Here is a 14,974-nt window from a genome sequence, read left to right as displayed (position 1 = left end):
GTCAAGCGCGCCGCCAGGCTGACGGTCAACGCGTCCCCGGAGCCGGTGAAGAAGGGCAAGGCCCTCACGGTCGCGGGTGCGTTGACGCGGGCGAACTGGGAGACGCGGACGTACGCCGGGTACACCGGGCAGCCGGTGAAGCTGCAGTTCAAGAAGAAGGGCGCGAGCGCCTACAGCACCGTGAAGACGGTGAAGACCGACGCCCGGGGCAAGCTGAAGGCGACCGTGAAGGCCTCGGCCGACGGCACCTTCCGGTACGTCTTCGCCGGGTCCTCGACGACCCCGGCCGTCACCTCCACGGGCGACGCCGTCGACGTGCGCTGACGAGGCCCCCAACCCCTGACTCCGCACGGTTTTACGGTGAGTTGAGCATCGGCGTACAACCGGTGACACCCGTCGCATGTCTGATCCTGCGAGTCAACAGGCTCCTCGATCACCGGAGCCCCACGTGCCGCTCCAGGCACGTGGGGCTTCCCTTCTCCACCTGGGGAATCACATGCGCATACGCGCCACCGTGGCCGCGCTCACCGGCGCTCTGGCCCTGTCCGCCCTCGCCGTTCCGGCCGCGCACGCGGACGAGATCGACGGGGACACCCGGATCACCGATGTCACCGTCAACGGCGGCAAGGACGTGGTGGTGGGCACCTCCGCGAAGAAGGTCACCGTCTCGGTCACCGCGACTGATCCGGACGGCGTCCGTGTCGCCGGTGCCATCCTGTGGCACGGGCCGCGGTACGCCGAGGCCGACGGCACAATGCTCTTCGACGAGAACTCCGGTCTGCGGTGCACGGAGGTGAACGCGAAGACGCTCACCTGTCGAGGCACCGTCCTCGCCGACCCGAGGACGAACGTGAAGAAGAACTCCCTCGCCGGTGGATGGAAGGTCTTCGCCTACGCGCACGGCGAGGACGACGACATGATCGTCCTCGACTCGTACGAGAAGTTCTCCGTCAAGCGCGCCGCCAGGCTGACGGTCAACGCGTCCCCGGAGCCGGTGAAGAAGGGCAAGGCCCTCACGGTCGCGGGTGCGTTGACGCGGGCGAACTGGGAGACGCGGACGTACGCCGGGTACACCGGGCAGCCGGTGAAGCTGCAGTTCAAGAAGAAGGGCGCGAGCGCCTACACCACCGTGAAGACGGTGAAGACCGACGCCCGGGGCAAGCTGAGGACCACCGTGAAGGCCTCGGCCGACGGCACCTTCCGGTACGTCTTCGCCGGGTCCTCGACGACCCCGGCCGTCACCTCCGCGGGCGACGCCGTCGACGTGCGCTGACGTGTCGCCGGCCGCCGCCCCGGGGCGGCGGCCGGCGTGGCCCGGGGCTACGCCGGTACGCGGCGGTCGACCAGGCGGAAGGCCAGTTCGATCACGGCCGACGCGGCCGCCGCGACGCCGACCGCCGCCCACGGCAGCGTCGTACCGACCAGCTTCAGGGCGAAGAAGTCCTGGAGGTAGGGGACGGTCAGGACGAGCAGGAAGCCGAGGCCCATCGTGGCCACCAGGCCGATCCGCCACCAGGTGTACGGGCGGGCGATGATCGCCAGGACCCAGAGGGAGACCAGGAAGAGCGTGAGCGTGGCCGCGCTGGTCTCGGCCTCGCGGGCGCCCTCGCCCGTGTAGTGGTGGCGGGCCAGCAGGTACGTCGCGAAGGTGGCGAGCGCCGCGACGATGCCGCCGGGCAGGGCGTAGCGCATGACCCGGCGGACGAAGTGGGGTTTGGCGCGCTCCTTGTTGGGGGCCAGGGCCAGGAAGAAGGCCGGGACGCCGATCGTCAGGGTGGACAGCAGGGTCAGGTGGCGGGGCAGGAAGAGGTACTCCACCTGCGAGCAGACCACCAGGAGCGCGATCACGACCGAGTAGACGGTCTTGACCAGGAACAGCGTGGCGACGCGGGTGATGTTGCCGATGACCCTGCGGCCCTCGGCCACCACCGACGGCAGCGTCGCGAAGCTGTTGTTCAGCAGCACGATCTGGGCGACCGCGCGGGTCGCCTCGGAGCCGGAGCCCATGGAGACGCCGATGTCGGCGTCCTTCAGGGCCAGCACGTCGTTGACGCCGTCGCCCGTCATGGCGACCGTGTGGCCCTTGGACTGCAGCGCCCCGACCATGTCCCGCTTCTGCTGCGGGCTCACGCGGCCGAAGACCGCGTTGGCGTCCAGCTCGCCGGCCATCTCGCCCCGCTCGGCGGGCAACCGGCGGGCGTCCACCGTGTTCTCCGCGCCGGGCAGCCCCAGCTTCGCCGCCACCGCGCCGACCGAGACCGCGTTGTCCCCGGAGATGACCTTGGCCTGGACGTTCTGCTCCTCGAAGTAGCGCAGGGTGTCGGCGGCGTCGGGGCGCAGCCGCTGCTCCAGGACGACCAGGGCCGCGGGCCGCGCCCCGGAGGCGACGTCCGGGGCGTCGAGGTCCCCGGCCGCGCGGGCGAGCAGCAGCACGCGCAGGCCCTGCTCGTTGAGGTGGCCGACCTCGTCGAGCGCCGGGTCCCCGTCGGGCAGCAGCACGTCGGGCGCGCCGAGGAGCCAGGTGGAGTTCTCGCCGTCGCCCTCGCTGAAGCTCGCGCCGCTGTACTTGCGGGCGGAGGAGAACGGCAGCGACTCGGTGCAGCGCCACTCCTCGCTGTCGGGGTAGGCGTCGATGATGGCCTGGAGAGAGGCGTTGGGGCGCGGGTCGGACTCGCCGAGGGCGCCCAGGACCTTGCGCAGGTACGCCTCGTCCGCGTCGCCCAGGGGCCGCAGCTCGGTGACGTCCATGCCGCCCTCGGTGAGGGTGCCCGTCTTGTCCAGGCAGACGGTGTCGACGCGGGCCAGGCCCTCGATCGCGGGCAGCTCCTGCACCAGGCACTGCTTGCGCCCGAGCCGGATGACGCCGATCGCGAAGGCCACCGAGGTGAGCAGGACCAGGCCCTCGGGGATCATCGGGACGATGCCGCCGACCGTGTAGGCGATCGACTCCTTGAAGTTGTCGTCCTTGACGACGAGCTGGGAGATGACGAGGCCGATCGAGGTGGGGACCATCAGCCACGTCACGTACTTCAGGATCGTGGAGATGCCCGAGCGCAGCTCGGAGTGGACGAGCGTGAAACGGCTCGCCTCCTCCGCGAGCTGCGCGGCGTACGCCTCGCGGCCCACCTTCGTCGCGGTGAACGCGCCGCCGCCCGCGACCACGAAGGAGCCCGACATCAGCTTGTCGCCGGGCTTCTTCAGGACCGGGTCGGCCTCACCGGTCAGCAGGGACTCGTCGACCTCCAGGCCGTCGGCCTCGGCCACCTCGCCGTCCACGACGATCTTGTCGCCGGGGCCCAGCTCCACCAGGTCGCCGAGGACGATCTCGGAGGTGGAGATCTCCGCGGCCACACCGTCGCGCCGCACCGTCGGCTTCGCCTCGCCGATCACCGCGAGGCCGTCGAGGGTCTTCTTGGCGCGCAGCTCCTGGATGATGCCGATGCCGGTGTTGGCGACGATCACGAAGCCGAAGAGGCTGTCCTGGATCGGTGCGACACACAACATGATCACCCAGAGCACGCCGATGATCGCGTTGAAGCGGGTGAAGACGTTCCCGCGGATGATCTCGGTCGTGGAGCGGCTGCTGCGGACCGGTACGTCGTTGACCTCGCCGCGGGCGACCCGCTCGGCGACCTCGGCCGACGTCAGTCCCGTGGCTCGTCCCGGGGGAGGCGCCACCGGGTGGACCGGGTCCAGCTCAGCGCCCGCGTCGATGTGCGTCATGGTCTCGACGGTACGGCGGGCGGTGGGGCTCCACCCCTCGAATCCCGCAAAGATCCGACCACAGTAGGAGGGGGTTTGTCCTCAGGTCGCATCCCGTACGGCGGGGGGTGGAGACGCGTTCGCCGCGCGCTTGATCGCCGCGTCCCGCCTGCGCACGTACCAGACGCCGATCAGACCGAGGCCGCCGCCGGCCAGGCAGGTCCACACCCACCACGTGGAGCCGCGGTCGTCGAACCAGCCGTAGAACGGCAGCTGGACCAGGAAGAGGACGAACCAGAGGATCGTGCCGCCGGTGATGGTGGCGACGACGGGCCCCTCCAGGGGCTCCGGCGCCTCGTGCTTCGGTGTCCACTTCGCCATGCGCCCCAGCTTATTCCTGGCCCCGGGGCCTCGGACGGGAAGGGGGCCGGGGCCCGGGCGGGCTCGTCGGCTTTCCGCTCCCCCCGGGAGGTCCGCGCGATCCCCCTAGGGGTCTACGCGCGGAGATAGCCAATTCGGTCTCATGTATTCATACTGAAACGGCTTCTGTATGGCCGGTTGCGCTCGTATGAACGTACAAGATCGCGCAGGCTCGGCACATTCTGATCACCGCAGTCACCCCAGTCACCCAGCCACTCCAGTCACCCCCAGTCACTCAGGTCACGAGGTCCCGCATGCCCCCCTCGACCCCCGCCCCGGTCGACTCCCCGCCGCCGAACGCTCCGCAGGGGGGTCTGGACCGGTACTTCAAGGTCAGTGAGCGGGGTTCCACCCTGGCGAGGGAGGTCCGCGGCGGCTTCGCGACCTTCTTCGCGATGGCCTACATCATCGTGCTGAACCCGATCATCCTCGGCAGCGCGAAGGACATGTACGGTCACCAGCTCGACAACAAGCAGCTCGTGACCGCCACCGTGCTGACGGCCGCGTTCACCACGCTCCTCATGGGCGTCATCGGCAACGTGCCCATCGCCCTCGCCGCCGGCCTCGGCGTGAACACCGTGGTGGCGCTCCAGCTCGCGCCCCGGATGTCCTGGCCGGACGCCATGGGCATGGTGGTGCTCGCGGGCTTCGTGGTGATGCTGCTCGTCGCGACCGGCCTGCGGGAGCGGGTGATGAGCGCGGTGCCGCTCGGCCTGCGCAAGGGCATCGCGATCGGCATCGGCCTGTTCATCATGCTGATCGGCCTCGTCGACGCGGGCTTCGTCTCGCGCATCCCGGACGCCGCCCACACCACCGTGCCGCTCCAGCTCGGCGGCGACGGCCACCTCAACGGCTGGCCGGTCCTCGTCTTCGTCCTCGGCGTGCTGCTCACGCTGGTGCTCCTCGTGCGCAAGGTGCCCGGCGCGATCCTGCTGTCCATCGTCGTCATGACCGCCCTCGCGATGATCATCCACGCGGTGGCGGACGTGCCCTCCTGGGGCCTGACGACCCCCGAGTGGCCCGGCAACCCGGTCTCCACCCCGGACTTCGGGCTGGTCGGCGAGATCAGCCTGTTCGGCGGCTTCGAGAAGGTCGGCGTCCTCACCGGGATCCTGTTCGTCTTCACCGTGCTGCTCTCGTGCTTCTTCGACGCGATGGGCACGATCATGGGCGTCGGCGACGAGGCCCACCTGACCGACGACAAGGGCAACTTCCCCGGGATCAACAAGGTCCTCTTCGTCGACGGCATCGCGGTCGCCGCGGGCGGCGCCTCGTCCTCCTCGGCCACCACCTGCTTCGTGGAGTCCACCGCGGGCGTCGGCGAGGGCGCCCGCACCGGCCTCGCCAACGTGGTCACCGGCGGCCTGTTCACCGTGGCGCTCTTCCTCACGCCGCTCGCCACGATGGTGCCCTCGCAGGCGGCCACGCCCGCGCTGCTCGCGGTCGGCTTCCTGATCCTGTCCGGCTCGATCGGCCAGATCGACTGGGGCGACCACACGATCGCGATCCCGGCGTTCGTGACCATGCTGATGATGCCGTTCACGTACTCGATCACGAACGGCATCGGCATGGGCTTCATCACCTTCACGGTGCTCCGGCTTGCGGCCGGGCGCGGCCGCGAGGTGCCGGTCGCGATGTACGCCGTGTCGGCGGTCTTCGCCTTCTACTACCTGATGCCCGCGCTCGACCTCACCTAGCGCGGCGCGGCCTCGCGCGAGGCGCCGCGTCCGGGTCCCGAGCCCGGGCGCGGCGCCTTCGGCGTTCCCCGGGGCGGATCCGGCCCCGCGAGGCGGGACCCGGCGGCTCAGGCGTAGAACCTCTCCGTCCGCTCGACGGACGTCTTGAACCGTTCGTCGAAGTCGTCCCGTACGAGCGCCCGGACCACATAGTCCTGGACGCTCATGCCCCTCTTGGCGGCGTGCTGCCGCAGCCGGTCGTGCAGCTCACTGTCTATCCGCAGGCTGAGCACTGTCGATCCCATGCGGGACAGGGTCGCCGTCCACGGACGGGGGACGGGCGGCTTTCCGGCGTCGACTCACTCGTACGGGTGACGCGAGGGTTCTGTGCCCGGAATCACGGGCATCGGGAGCGCCGCCCGGGGGAAACCGAGTGGTACTTAGTCTGGGTAATGAGTTACTCTAAAGACCATGCCGGACCTCTCCCATGGCGACAACGCCGCCGCCGTGAACTCGCTGCGCTCCGCCGTGATGCGCCTGTCCCGTCGGCTCAAGCACCAGCGGGTCGACGAGTCGCTGAGCCCCACCGAGATGTCGGTGCTCGGCACCCTCGCCCGCTGTGGCAGCGCCACACCGGGCGAGCTCGCCCGCAAGGAACACGTGCAGCCGCCGTCGATGACCCGCATCGTCGCGCTCCTGGAGTCCAAGGGCCTGGTCAGGCTCGACCCGCACCCCGACGACCGCCGCCAGAAGGTGGTCACGCAGACCGAGCGGGCCGAGGCCATGCTGGAGGAGAGCCGGCGCAAGCGGAACGCGTGGCTCGCGACGCTGGCGGAGGGGCTGTCCGACGAGGAGTGGGAGAAGCTCCGGGCCGCCGCGCCGGTGCTCGAGAAGCTGGCGCACACGTGACCGTGCCCGCGCGGGCCCCCCGTGGGCCCGCTCCGCCCGTCCTCACCGTCCTCACCGTCCTCACCGATGAGTGGCCCGTGAGTGACCTACGTACGTAATCCGCGTCCAAGGAGGCGAACCTGTTGAGTACGGGATCCGGAGCAGACTCCGCCCCCGCACCGACCACCTACGACAAGAAGATCCCCGCCAAGACCTCGATGTTCAGCTCGCTGCGGATCCGGAACTACCGGCTCTTCGCGGCCGGGGCCGTCGTGTCGAACACCGGCACCTGGATGGCCCGCATCACCCAGGACTGGCTGGTCCTGAGCCTCACCGGATCCTCCGCCGCCGTCGGCGTCACGACGGCCATGCAGTTCCTGCCGATGCTGCTCTTCGGCCTGTACGGCGGTGTCATCGCCGACCGCTTCGCCAAGCGGAACCTGCTCTTCGTCACCCAGGGCGCGATGGGCCTCGGCGGCCTCTTCCTGGCCGCGATGACCCTCTCGGGCCACGTAGAGGTCTGGCACGTGTACCTGACGGCGTTCTTCACGGGCCTCGTGACCGTCGTCGACAACCCCGCCCGCCAGTCCTTCGTCCCCGAGCTCGTCGGCCCGGACCAGGTCCGCAACGCCGTCAGCCTGAACTCGGCCAACTTCCAGTCCGCGCGGCTGATCGGCCCCGCCGTCGCGGGTGTCCTCACCGCCGCGGTCGGGCCCGGCTGGGCCTTCCTGGCGAACGGCCTGTCGTTCCTGGCGCCGATCACCGGCCTGCTGCTGATGCGCACCGGCGAGCTGACCCCGACGCCGCTCGCGCCGCGCCGCGGCAAGGGCCAGCTCCGCGAGGGCCTCGCCTATGTGCGCGTGCACCCGGAGCTGATCTGGCCGATCGTCCTCATCGGGTTCATCGGCACGTTCGGCTTCAACTTCCCCATCTGGCTGAGCGCGTACGCCGACGACGTCTTCCACGGCGGGTCCGGCCTGTACGCGGCCTTCACCACGCTGATGGCGGCGGGGTCACTGATCGGCGCGCTGCTCGCCGCGCGGCGCCGGTCCTCCCGGCTGCGGATGCTCACCGCCACCGCCGGGCTGTTCGGCGTGGCCCTGGTCGCCGTGGCCGCGGTGCCGAGCGCGTACGTCTTCGCGGCGCTGCTGCTGCCCGTGGGCGCGCTCGGCCTGACCGTCAACGTCACCGCGAACTCCTCTGTGCAGATGGCCACCGACCCCGAGATGCGGGGGCGGGTCATGAGCCTGTTCATGATGGTGTTCGTCGGCGGCACGCCGTTCGGCGGCCCGCTCTTCGGCTGGCTCACCGACGCGTACGGGGTCCGCGTGAGCTTCGCCGTCGGCGGGCTCGTGGTGGCGCTCGCCTCGCTGTGCGTGGGGCTGGTGCTGGCGCGGGCGGCGGGCCTGCGGCTGCGGGTGGACCTGCGGCGCGGGCAGCGGGTCGTGGCCTTTGTGCCCCGGGAGGGGCTGGACTCTCGGCCTCAAGCTCAAGCTCGGGCCGGGGTAGGGGCCGGGGCCTTGCGGTAGTCCTTCGGGTGCGGGGCGGATGTGGTTGCTCGCGCAGTTCCCCGCGCCCCTTCGGGGCGCTGCAAAGGTGTGCTCATGAGACTTTTCGCGGCGGTACTGCCGCCTGAAGCCGTGGTGGCCGAGCTGGGCATGTGGGTTGCGGGGGTGCGGCGGTTGCCCGGGGCCGAGGCGTTGCGGTGGACGGAGCGTGCGGGGTGGCACCTGACGCTGGCGTTCCTCGGTGAGGTCGACGACGGGCTCGTACCGGACCTCGAGGCGCGGTACGCGCGGGCGGCGCGGCGCACCGAGCCGTTCCCGCTGATGCTGCGGGGCGGCGGGCACTTCGGCGGGCGGGCGCTGTGGGCCGGGGTGGCGGGGGACGTGGCCGCGCTGCGGCTGCTGGCCGGGCGGGCGGAGGCGGGTGCCCGGCGGGCGGGCGTCGCCGTGGACGCGCGGCGGGGTTTCCACCCGCACCTCACGGTGGCCCGGGCGCGGGGCGAGGCGGACCTGCGGCCGTACGTGGAGGCGCTGGCGCCCTTCGAGGGCGCGGTCTGGGAGGCGGACGAGCTGGCTCTGGTCCGCAGCCACCTGCCGGTGGGCGGGGCGCCCGGGACCCGGCCCCGCTACGAGCGCCTCGCCGTGTGGCCCCTGGGCCGGGGCTGAGCCCCGCGTACGGAGCCCCTGCCGGTCCGGGCCGCGGGGCTGCGCGGGCCCGGTCCGGGGCGCTCCGGCCCCGCCCGTTAACCTCAAGGGCGTGGATCCCAAGACCAGGAACCGGATCATGGCCGGTGTGCTCGTGCTGATGTTCGTCGTGGTGGTGCTGGCGGCGGCCCTCGGGAAGTAGCCGCCGCCGGCACGCACCCCGCTACCAGGCGAAGGCCTCCGGGGTCGGCCCCGGGCCCGGGAAGACCTCGTCCAGGGACGCGAGCAGCTCGGCGCTCAGCTCCAGGTCCACGGCGCGGACCGCGGACGCGAGCTGGCCGGCCGTGCGGGGCCCGACGATCGGCCCGGTGACGCCGGGCCGGGTCAGCAGCCAGGCCAGGGCCACCTCGCCGGGCTCCAGGCCGTGCTTGTCGAGCAGGTCCTCGTACGCCTGGATCCGCGCCCGGACCGCGCTGTCGGCGAGGGCCGACGCGGCGCGGCCCTCGGTGCGGCGCGCCCCCTCGACCTCCTTCTTGAGCACCCCGCCGAGCAGGCCGCCGTGCAGCGGGGACCACGGGATGACGCCGAGGCCGTAGTCCTGGGCGGCCGGCAGCACCTCCATCTCGGCGCGGCGCTCGGCGAGGTTGTACAGGCACTGCTCGCTGACCAGGCCGAGGGTGCCGAGGCGGCGGGCGGTCTCGTTGGCCTGGGCGATCTTGTAGCCGGGGAAGTTGCTGGAGCCCGCGTACAGGATCTTGCCCTGCTGGACGAGGACGTCGACGGCCTGCCAGATCTCCTCGAACGGGGTGTTCCGGTCGATGTGGTGGAACTGGTACAGGTCGATGTAGTCGGTCTGGAGGCGCCGGAGCGAGGCCTCGACGGACCGGCGGATGTTGAGCGCGGACAGCTTGTCGTGGTTCGGCCAGGGCTGCTGCCCGTCGGGGCTCATGTTGCCGTACACCTTCGTGGCGAGCACGACCTTGTCGCGCCGCTCGCCGCCCTGGGCGAACCAGGTGCCGATGATCTCCTCGGTGCGGCCCTTGTTCTTGTTCCAGCCGTAGGTGTTGGCGGTGTCGAAGAAGTTGATCCCCGCGTCGAGCGCGGCGTCCATGATGGCGTGGCTGTCGGCTTCGTTCGTCTGCGGCCCGAAGTTCATGGTCCCGAGCGTGAGCCGGCTGACCTTGAGCCCGGTGCGTCCAAGCTGCGTGTACCTCATGGTGCCCAAGCCAACGATGTGGCGTGCGATCACGCAAGAGGACCGGGGGAGTTGAGGGTCAGTCGCGGGGGAAGCCGTCGGTCTTGAGGACGAGGTCGACGGCCGTGCCGGTCAGGTCGATGTCGTCGCCGAAGTCGGACTTGGACTCAGTGAGGTATTCGCCGTTCTTGGGGCTGGTGTAGACATGGCAGCGGCCTTGGTAGGGGTCGGCGACGAGGTAGACGGGAACACCGGCTTCGGCGTAGGCGGCCTTCTTCGGGCCGTAATCGTTCATCCCTGTGCCCCGGGAGATGACCTCGGCGACGAACTCCACGTCCTCGTGGCGCCAGCGGCCTTCCGCGTCCGTCTCCGCGCCGTCGCGGAACTTCGCCATGTCCGGGCAGAAGCCGTTCTGGTCGCCCGGGAAGTCGATGCGGACGTCTGTCGTCACCAGCGTGTCGCGGCCGAACCTGTCGTCCAGGGCGTAGAGGATCCTCCGGATGATCTGCCAGTGCACGTTCCGCTGCGGCACCATGGAAACGGCCCCCTCGACGACCTCTGCCTTGATTCCCTCGGGGACCATCCGCTCGATCAGCTCGAACCATCTGTCCAAGCTCCACTCGGCGTCGCTGTCGGCCATCTCGATCCTGTCGGTCTCTACGACGGTCATCGTGGCGCTCCTCCCCGGCCCCCGGTCGTGGGCGGCCGCGCAGTACAACGATACGCACGCGGACCCGGTCACGCGCCGCCCAGCCAGCCCGCCGCGTCCAGGCGGAACGCCTCCGGCGGGACCACCGTGCGCAGGTCGTCCTCCAGGGCGCGAACCCGTCCACGCTGGCCAACCGGCTCGTCAGGGCCTGACCCCGGTGTCGGCACGGGCGGTGGGGCGGCCGTACGTCAGGCGGCGCAGCAGTGTTTCCACCGGGCCGCGGCGGCCGCGCCGTTCCAGTGCGTACGCGCCCGCCACCGTCACCAGCCAGACGGCGAGGGCCACCAGCGCCATCGTGGCGCTGTGCAGGTGGCCGCCGAGGCCGAGTCCCCACGCCGCGAGCAGCGGCGCGAAGAGGAGGGAGTGGGCCAGGTAGCAGGAGAGCGACCGCTTGCCGACGGCCGCGACCGCCGTCACCACCTTCGCCCCGAGCGGCGTGGGCCGCGCCGGCCGCATCGTCCACCAGGTCACGAACAGCGCGACCGCCGCCACGTAGCCGACCCCCGCCGCGTTGCCCGTGACGTCCCGCAGCGTCATCAGCACGCCCTCGTCGCTCTGCGCGTCGTCCGGTACGTCGATCGCGCCGACGTGCGCGAGCGCCGCGGGCAGCGCGCCCAGCCAGCCCACCGCCACGCCGGTCACCGCCGTGCGGCGGAGCAGCGGCAGATGGCGGCCCGGCTCCTCCAGGATCCGGCGCCGGGCCGCCCAGAACCCCAGCAGGAACACCAGGTACCCGCCGGCGAGCAGGGACAGCGGGGCCCCGGCGAACGTCACGAACAGCCCCGTGCCGCCCCGGGTCCGGGCCGCCTCCAGCCAGCTCTCCTCGCCCGCCCCGTACGCGACGGACCCCGGCTCCACGCCTGCCGCGTCCCCCAGCGAGCCCAACTCCCCGCGCAGCAGAGCGAGGACGACCGGCGTCCCCGCGAACACCACCGTCTGCGCGGCACCGATCCAGATCCACCACCTCAGCGCCCGGTCGCTGCGGCGCACGAAGACCCAGCCGAGGAGGAGGCTGAGCACGCCGTAGTAGCCCACGATGTCCCCCGCCATCAGCAGGGAGGAGTGCCCGAGCCCGATCACGACCAGCCACAGGCTCCGCCGCCGCAGGATGCCCACGGCGGCCCGCTCGGAGGTGCCCTTCGCCGTCTGGCGCAGGTACACCTGCGTCATGCCGTACCCGAAGAGGAACGCGAACAGCGGGTAGATCCGCAGGTCCAGCGCCACGATCATCGTGAACTGCACCGCGTGGTCCGCCCACGACCCGTCCACGGGCTGCCACCCGGCCGGCCCGTGCTCGGCCCGCCACAGGTGGAAGGCGGTGTTGGAGGCCGCGATCAGCAGGAGCATCAGCCCGCGCGCGAGGTCGGGCGCGAGGGCCCGCTCGGCGGCGCGCATGCCCGTCCCGGCGGGGGCCCTGCGGGGGGTGGTGGCTGTCATGCCCCGACGGTAGGAAGCCGGGGCCGCGCCGGGCGTCGGCCTTCCGGCCAGGGCCCGGCGCCGAAAGGCGGCGGTGCGGCGGCGGGCGGCGGTCCGGACGGCGGGGGCGGCGCCGACGATCGGCCCGGGGCGGCCGGCGCGGGGCGCTCGTCCCGGGGCGCTCGTCCGGGGCGGCCGACGCGGGGCGCTCATCCCGGGACGGTCGGCACGTGGCGCTCGGCGGGGGCCGCTCAGTGCGGGGAGGGCACCGCCCCGAGGTCCCACTCCCGCGCCAGGGCCGCCGCGAACGCCTCGGCCAGCCTGCGCTCGCCGCGCTCGTTGGGGTGCGTGCCGTCGTACGTGTCCACGTCGATGTCGTACCCCTCGGGCGGCGGGACGAGCAGCAGGGACGAGGCGGCGCTGTCCAGGTCCGCCACCGTCTTCGCGAGGAGGTCGTTGAAGCGCAGGACCTCGGCGCCGAACGGCGGGTCGTTGTGCGCCCGGACGTTGGGTATGACGGGGAGCACGGCGACGGCGACGCGCGGGTTGGCGGCGCGGGCCGCCGCCACGAAGGCGCGGACGTTGGCGGCGGTCTGCTCGGCGTTCGTGTAGAAGCCGAGGTCGATCAGGCCGAGCGAGACGAGCAGCACGTCCGCCCGCTCCTTCCGCACGGCGTCGCCGATCAGCGGCGTCATGTGCTGCCAGCCCTCGCCCCAGCCCGCGAGGTGGCGGCGCGGGAAGTCCGGTTCGGCGTACGCGTACGACACGGGGGCGTCGGCCGACTTGTCGTACAGGGCCTCGCGGGGGCCCACGATCTTGAAGGGGGCGCCGAGCGTGGCGCAGAGGTGGCGCCACATCCAGTAGCGCCAGGTGTGTTCCCCGGCGCTTCCGATGGTCATCGAGTCGCCGACGAACATGAACCTGAGCATCCGCTCATCATCGCGGATCGCGTCCGCCGCCAGCGATGTGACCCTTGCCACCCGGCGGCGGGCGGCGGGGTGGCAGGCTTGGGCCATGCGTTCTTCGAGGGTGTGCGCGGCCGGTGCCGCGGTCGTGCTGTGCGCGGTGACCGGCGCTCCCGCCCTGGCCGCCGACAAGCCGGGCAACGAGGGCTTCACCATCGAGGACCCGCGGATCACCGAGTCCAGCGGCCTGGTGGCCTCGCGCGCCCACCCCGGCGTCTACTGGACCCACAACGACCAGGACAGCGGCGCCTATCTGTACGCCGTCGACAGCAGGACCGGCAGGACCGTCGCCCGGATCACCATGACCGGCGTCGGCACGCCGCGGGACGTCGAGGCCGTCTCCATGGGCCCCGACGGCGACCTCTACGTCGGCGACATCGGCGACAACTTCCACGGCAAGTGGTCCTACGTGTGGGTCTACAAGCTGCCCGAGCCCAAGGAGCTCAGGGACCAGACGATCCGCGCCACGCAGTACGTGGTGAAGTACGCGGACGGCCCGCGCGACGCCGAGGCGCTGATGGTCCACCCGAAGACCGGGCGGGTCTACATCGCCGACAAGCAGGAGGACGGCGGCTCCCTCTACCAGGGCCCGGCGACGCTGTCCTCCTCCCGCGCCAACGTCTTCCGCCGCGTCGCGAGCACCGACCTGTGGGTCACGGACGGCGCCTTCTCGCCCGACGGCCGCCACCTCGCGCTGCGCGGCTACTTCGGCGGGGTGGCGTACGCGTGGCGGGGCGAAGGGAGGATCAGGCGGGAGGGGCGGCTGCGCGTCCCGCTCCAGCGGCAGGGCGAGTCCGTGGCGTACAGCCCCGACGGCTCCCGCCTGATGTACGGCACCGAGGGCGGGCAGAGCGACGTCGAGGCCGTCGAGGTGAAGGGCGCCGGGGGCGGCGGCTCGTCCTCGGGCGGCGGCTCCGGCGACGGCGACGGCGGCGGGGACGGCGCCTTCAGCGGCGGCGCGGCCAAGGGCGCGGTGGTCCTGGGCGTGGTCGTGCTCGCGGTGGTGGGGCTGAAGCGGGTGTTCCGCCGCGGACGGTAGGTCCCGCTCCCCGGGGACCCTTCAGTCCCGCTCCGCCTCCTGCCCCGCCTCCCGGCGCCGCTGCTCCACCAGCGCGTCCAGGCCGTCCAGGATGCGCTGGAGGCCGAACTCGAAGTGGTCGAAGTCCGGGCCGAACGCCTCCTCGGAGAGGCCGGCGACGAACGGGTAGCGGCCGCTGGTCATCACCCGCTCCAGGAGCGGCCCCTGCTTCTCCCAGAAGGCCTCCTCCGAGAGGCCGGACTTCTCCGCCTCCACCGTGTGCGCGTAGGTGCGCGCGACGCCGGAGACGTACCCCTCGACCATGATCAGCACCGAGATCAGCTCGGGGTCGCTCAAGCCGGTCGGCTTGATGCGGGCGAGGATCTTCTCCAGGCTGCCGACGGTGCTCGGGCCGAGCACCGGCCGTGACTGGTTGACGTGCAGCAGCCAGGGGTGCGCCTGGTAGCGCGCCAGGGTCTCGCGGGCGTGAGCCTCCACGCCCGCGCGCCAGCCGTCCGCGACGGTGACGTCGTCGTCGGCGGGGGCCTGCACGTGGTCGAGCATCAGGTCGAGCAGCTCGGCCTTGCCCGGCAGGTAGCGGTACAGCGACATCGTGCCGGTGCCGAGCTCCTGCGACAGGCGGCGCATGGACACCGCGGCGATGCCCTCGGCGTCCGCGAGGCGCACCGCGGCCGTGACGATCCGCTCCAGGGTCAGGGCCGGTTTCGGGCCGCGCGTGGGGCGTTCGCCGTCACCCCAGAGCAGCTCCAAGCTGCGTGTGATGTCGCCGCTGCCGCTGGTCTCCGTGGTCGCCATGAACCTCACGATAAGCCCT

14 protein-coding genes and 1 pseudogene are annotated in these 14,974 nt (G+C 71.9%); 7 read left to right on the top strand and 8 right to left on the bottom strand.

Features of this window, described 5'->3' with window-relative positions:
- Positions 1 to 324: pseudogene (locus QK440_RS17705) on the top strand (calcium-binding protein); the annotation flags it as partial.
- Between the two features lie 172 nt (positions 325 to 496).
- Positions 497 to 1,273 carry a calcium-binding protein gene (locus tag QK440_RS17700; protein ID WP_282794076.1) on the top strand — a complete coding sequence of 259 codons (777 nt, stop codon included), beginning with the start codon at positions 497 to 499 and terminating at the stop codon, positions 1,271 to 1,273.
- A gap of 47 nt (positions 1,274 to 1,320) precedes the next feature.
- Here the strand turns inward: QK440_RS17700 and QK440_RS17695 are convergent, their stop codons facing one another.
- Entirely contained in the window at positions 1,321 to 3,723 is a 2,403-nt protein-coding gene (locus QK440_RS17695; RefSeq protein ID WP_282794075.1) for an HAD-IC family P-type ATPase, read from the bottom strand.
- Positions 3,724 to 3,804: 81 nt separating this feature from the next.
- Positions 3,805 to 4,083, bottom strand: coding sequence for a DUF2530 domain-containing protein (locus QK440_RS17690; RefSeq protein WP_282794074.1), 279 nt, complete (start codon positions 4,081 to 4,083; stop codon positions 3,805 to 3,807).
- Positions 4,084 to 4,376: 293 nt separating this feature from the next.
- Here QK440_RS17690 and QK440_RS17685 point away from each other — a divergent pair, with 293 nt between their 5' ends.
- Complete coding sequence (locus QK440_RS17685; RefSeq protein WP_282794073.1) at positions 4,377 to 5,819, top strand: NCS2 family permease; 1,443 nt, start codon at positions 4,377 to 4,379, stop codon at positions 5,817 to 5,819.
- 107 nt (positions 5,820 to 5,926) lie between these two features.
- Here QK440_RS17685 and QK440_RS17680 read toward each other — a convergent pair whose 3' ends face one another.
- On the bottom strand, positions 5,927 to 6,103 hold the full coding sequence (locus QK440_RS17680) for a toxin-antitoxin system HicB family antitoxin (protein ID WP_282794072.1): 177 nt from the start codon (positions 6,101 to 6,103) through the stop codon (positions 5,927 to 5,929).
- 166 nt (positions 6,104 to 6,269) lie between these two features.
- Here QK440_RS17680 and QK440_RS17675 point away from each other — a divergent pair, with 166 nt between their 5' ends.
- From QK440_RS17675 to thpR, 3 genes are all read left to right on the top strand, one after another.
- The gene (locus QK440_RS17675) at positions 6,270 to 6,707 is read left to right on the top strand and encodes a MarR family transcriptional regulator (protein WP_282794071.1); all 438 of its coding nucleotides are present in this window, start codon (positions 6,270 to 6,272) and stop codon (positions 6,705 to 6,707) included.
- 122 nt (positions 6,708 to 6,829) lie between these two features.
- Positions 6,830 to 8,215, top strand: coding sequence for an MFS transporter (locus QK440_RS17670; protein WP_282794070.1), 1,386 nt, complete (start codon positions 6,830 to 6,832; stop codon positions 8,213 to 8,215).
- A gap of 75 nt (positions 8,216 to 8,290) precedes the next feature.
- Positions 8,291 to 8,857 carry an RNA 2',3'-cyclic phosphodiesterase gene (gene thpR / locus QK440_RS17665; RefSeq protein WP_282794069.1) on the top strand — a complete coding sequence of 189 codons (567 nt, stop codon included), beginning with the start codon at positions 8,291 to 8,293 and terminating at the stop codon, positions 8,855 to 8,857.
- A gap of 202 nt (positions 8,858 to 9,059) precedes the next feature.
- Here the strand turns inward: thpR and QK440_RS17660 are convergent, their stop codons facing one another.
- From QK440_RS17660 to QK440_RS17645, 4 genes are all read right to left on the bottom strand, one after another.
- Complete coding sequence (locus tag QK440_RS17660) at positions 9,060 to 10,052, bottom strand: aldo/keto reductase (RefSeq protein ID WP_282794068.1); 993 nt, start codon at positions 10,050 to 10,052, stop codon at positions 9,060 to 9,062.
- A gap of 58 nt (positions 10,053 to 10,110) precedes the next feature.
- Positions 10,111 to 10,701, bottom strand: a complete 591-nt coding sequence (locus QK440_RS17655; RefSeq protein WP_282794067.1) for a Uma2 family endonuclease — start codon at positions 10,699 to 10,701, stop codon at positions 10,111 to 10,113.
- 180 nt (positions 10,702 to 10,881) lie between these two features.
- On the bottom strand, positions 10,882 to 12,177 hold the full coding sequence (locus QK440_RS17650; protein WP_282794066.1) for a DUF418 domain-containing protein: 1,296 nt from the start codon (positions 12,175 to 12,177) through the stop codon (positions 10,882 to 10,884).
- Positions 12,178 to 12,407: 230 nt separating this feature from the next.
- Complete coding sequence (locus tag QK440_RS17645; protein WP_282794065.1) at positions 12,408 to 13,085, bottom strand: GDSL-type esterase/lipase family protein; 678 nt, start codon at positions 13,083 to 13,085, stop codon at positions 12,408 to 12,410.
- Between the two features lie 85 nt (positions 13,086 to 13,170).
- Here QK440_RS17645 and QK440_RS17640 point away from each other — a divergent pair, with 85 nt between their 5' ends.
- Positions 13,171 to 14,160: a WD40 repeat domain-containing protein gene (locus QK440_RS17640; RefSeq protein WP_282794064.1), complete on the top strand. Its 990-nt coding sequence runs from the start codon at positions 13,171 to 13,173 to the stop codon at positions 14,158 to 14,160.
- A 21-nt stretch (positions 14,161 to 14,181) separates the two neighbouring features.
- Here the strand turns inward: QK440_RS17640 and QK440_RS17635 are convergent, their stop codons facing one another.
- Positions 14,182 to 14,955 carry a TetR/AcrR family transcriptional regulator gene (locus QK440_RS17635; protein WP_282794063.1) on the bottom strand — a complete coding sequence of 258 codons (774 nt, stop codon included), beginning with the start codon at positions 14,953 to 14,955 and terminating at the stop codon, positions 14,182 to 14,184.
- Positions 14,956 to 14,974: the final 19 nt, after the last annotated feature.

The sequence above is a fragment of the Streptomyces sp. CC224B genome (assembly GCF_030010595.1).
GTDB lineage: Bacteria > Actinomycetota > Actinomycetes > Streptomycetales > Streptomycetaceae > Streptomyces > Streptomyces longispororuber.
The sequence above is the reverse complement of the archived record's forward strand: the minus strand, read 5'-3'. Positions and strand labels throughout refer to the sequence as shown.

Bases quoted from the DNA above. Each gene is read 5' to 3' on its own strand.
- QK440_RS17690 (WP_282794074.1), bottom strand. From the start codon at position 4,083: ATGGCGAAGTGGACACCGAAGCACGAGGCGCCGGAGCCCCTGGAGGGG.
- QK440_RS17675 (WP_282794071.1), top strand. From the start codon at position 6,270: ATGCCGGACCTCTCCCATGGCGACAACGCCGCCGCCGTGAACTCGCTG.
- QK440_RS17685 (WP_282794073.1), top strand. From the start codon at position 4,377: ATGCCCCCCTCGACCCCCGCCCCGGTCGACTCCCCGCCGCCGAACGCT.
- QK440_RS17645 (WP_282794065.1), bottom strand. From the start codon at position 13,085: ATGCTCAGGTTCATGTTCGTCGGCGACTCGATGACCATCGGAAGCGCC.
- QK440_RS17660 (WP_282794068.1), bottom strand. From the start codon at position 10,052: ATGAGGTACACGCAGCTTGGACGCACCGGGCTCAAGGTCAGCCGGCTC.
- QK440_RS17700 (WP_282794076.1), top strand. From the start codon at position 497: ATGCGCATACGCGCCACCGTGGCCGCGCTCACCGGCGCTCTGGCCCTG.
- QK440_RS17650 (WP_282794066.1), bottom strand. From the start codon at position 12,177: ATGACAGCCACCACCCCCCGCAGGGCCCCCGCCGGGACGGGCATGCGC.
- QK440_RS17655 (WP_282794067.1), bottom strand. From the start codon at position 10,701: ATGACCGTCGTAGAGACCGACAGGATCGAGATGGCCGACAGCGACGCC.
- QK440_RS17640 (WP_282794064.1), top strand. From the start codon at position 13,171: ATGCGTTCTTCGAGGGTGTGCGCGGCCGGTGCCGCGGTCGTGCTGTGC.
- thpR (WP_282794069.1), top strand. From the start codon at position 8,291: ATGAGACTTTTCGCGGCGGTACTGCCGCCTGAAGCCGTGGTGGCCGAG.
- QK440_RS17635 (WP_282794063.1), bottom strand. From the start codon at position 14,955: ATGGCGACCACGGAGACCAGCGGCAGCGGCGACATCACACGCAGCTTG.
- QK440_RS17695 (WP_282794075.1), bottom strand. From the start codon at position 3,723: ATGACGCACATCGACGCGGGCGCTGAGCTGGACCCGGTCCACCCGGTG.
- QK440_RS17680 (WP_282794072.1), bottom strand. From the start codon at position 6,103: ATGGGATCGACAGTGCTCAGCCTGCGGATAGACAGTGAGCTGCACGAC.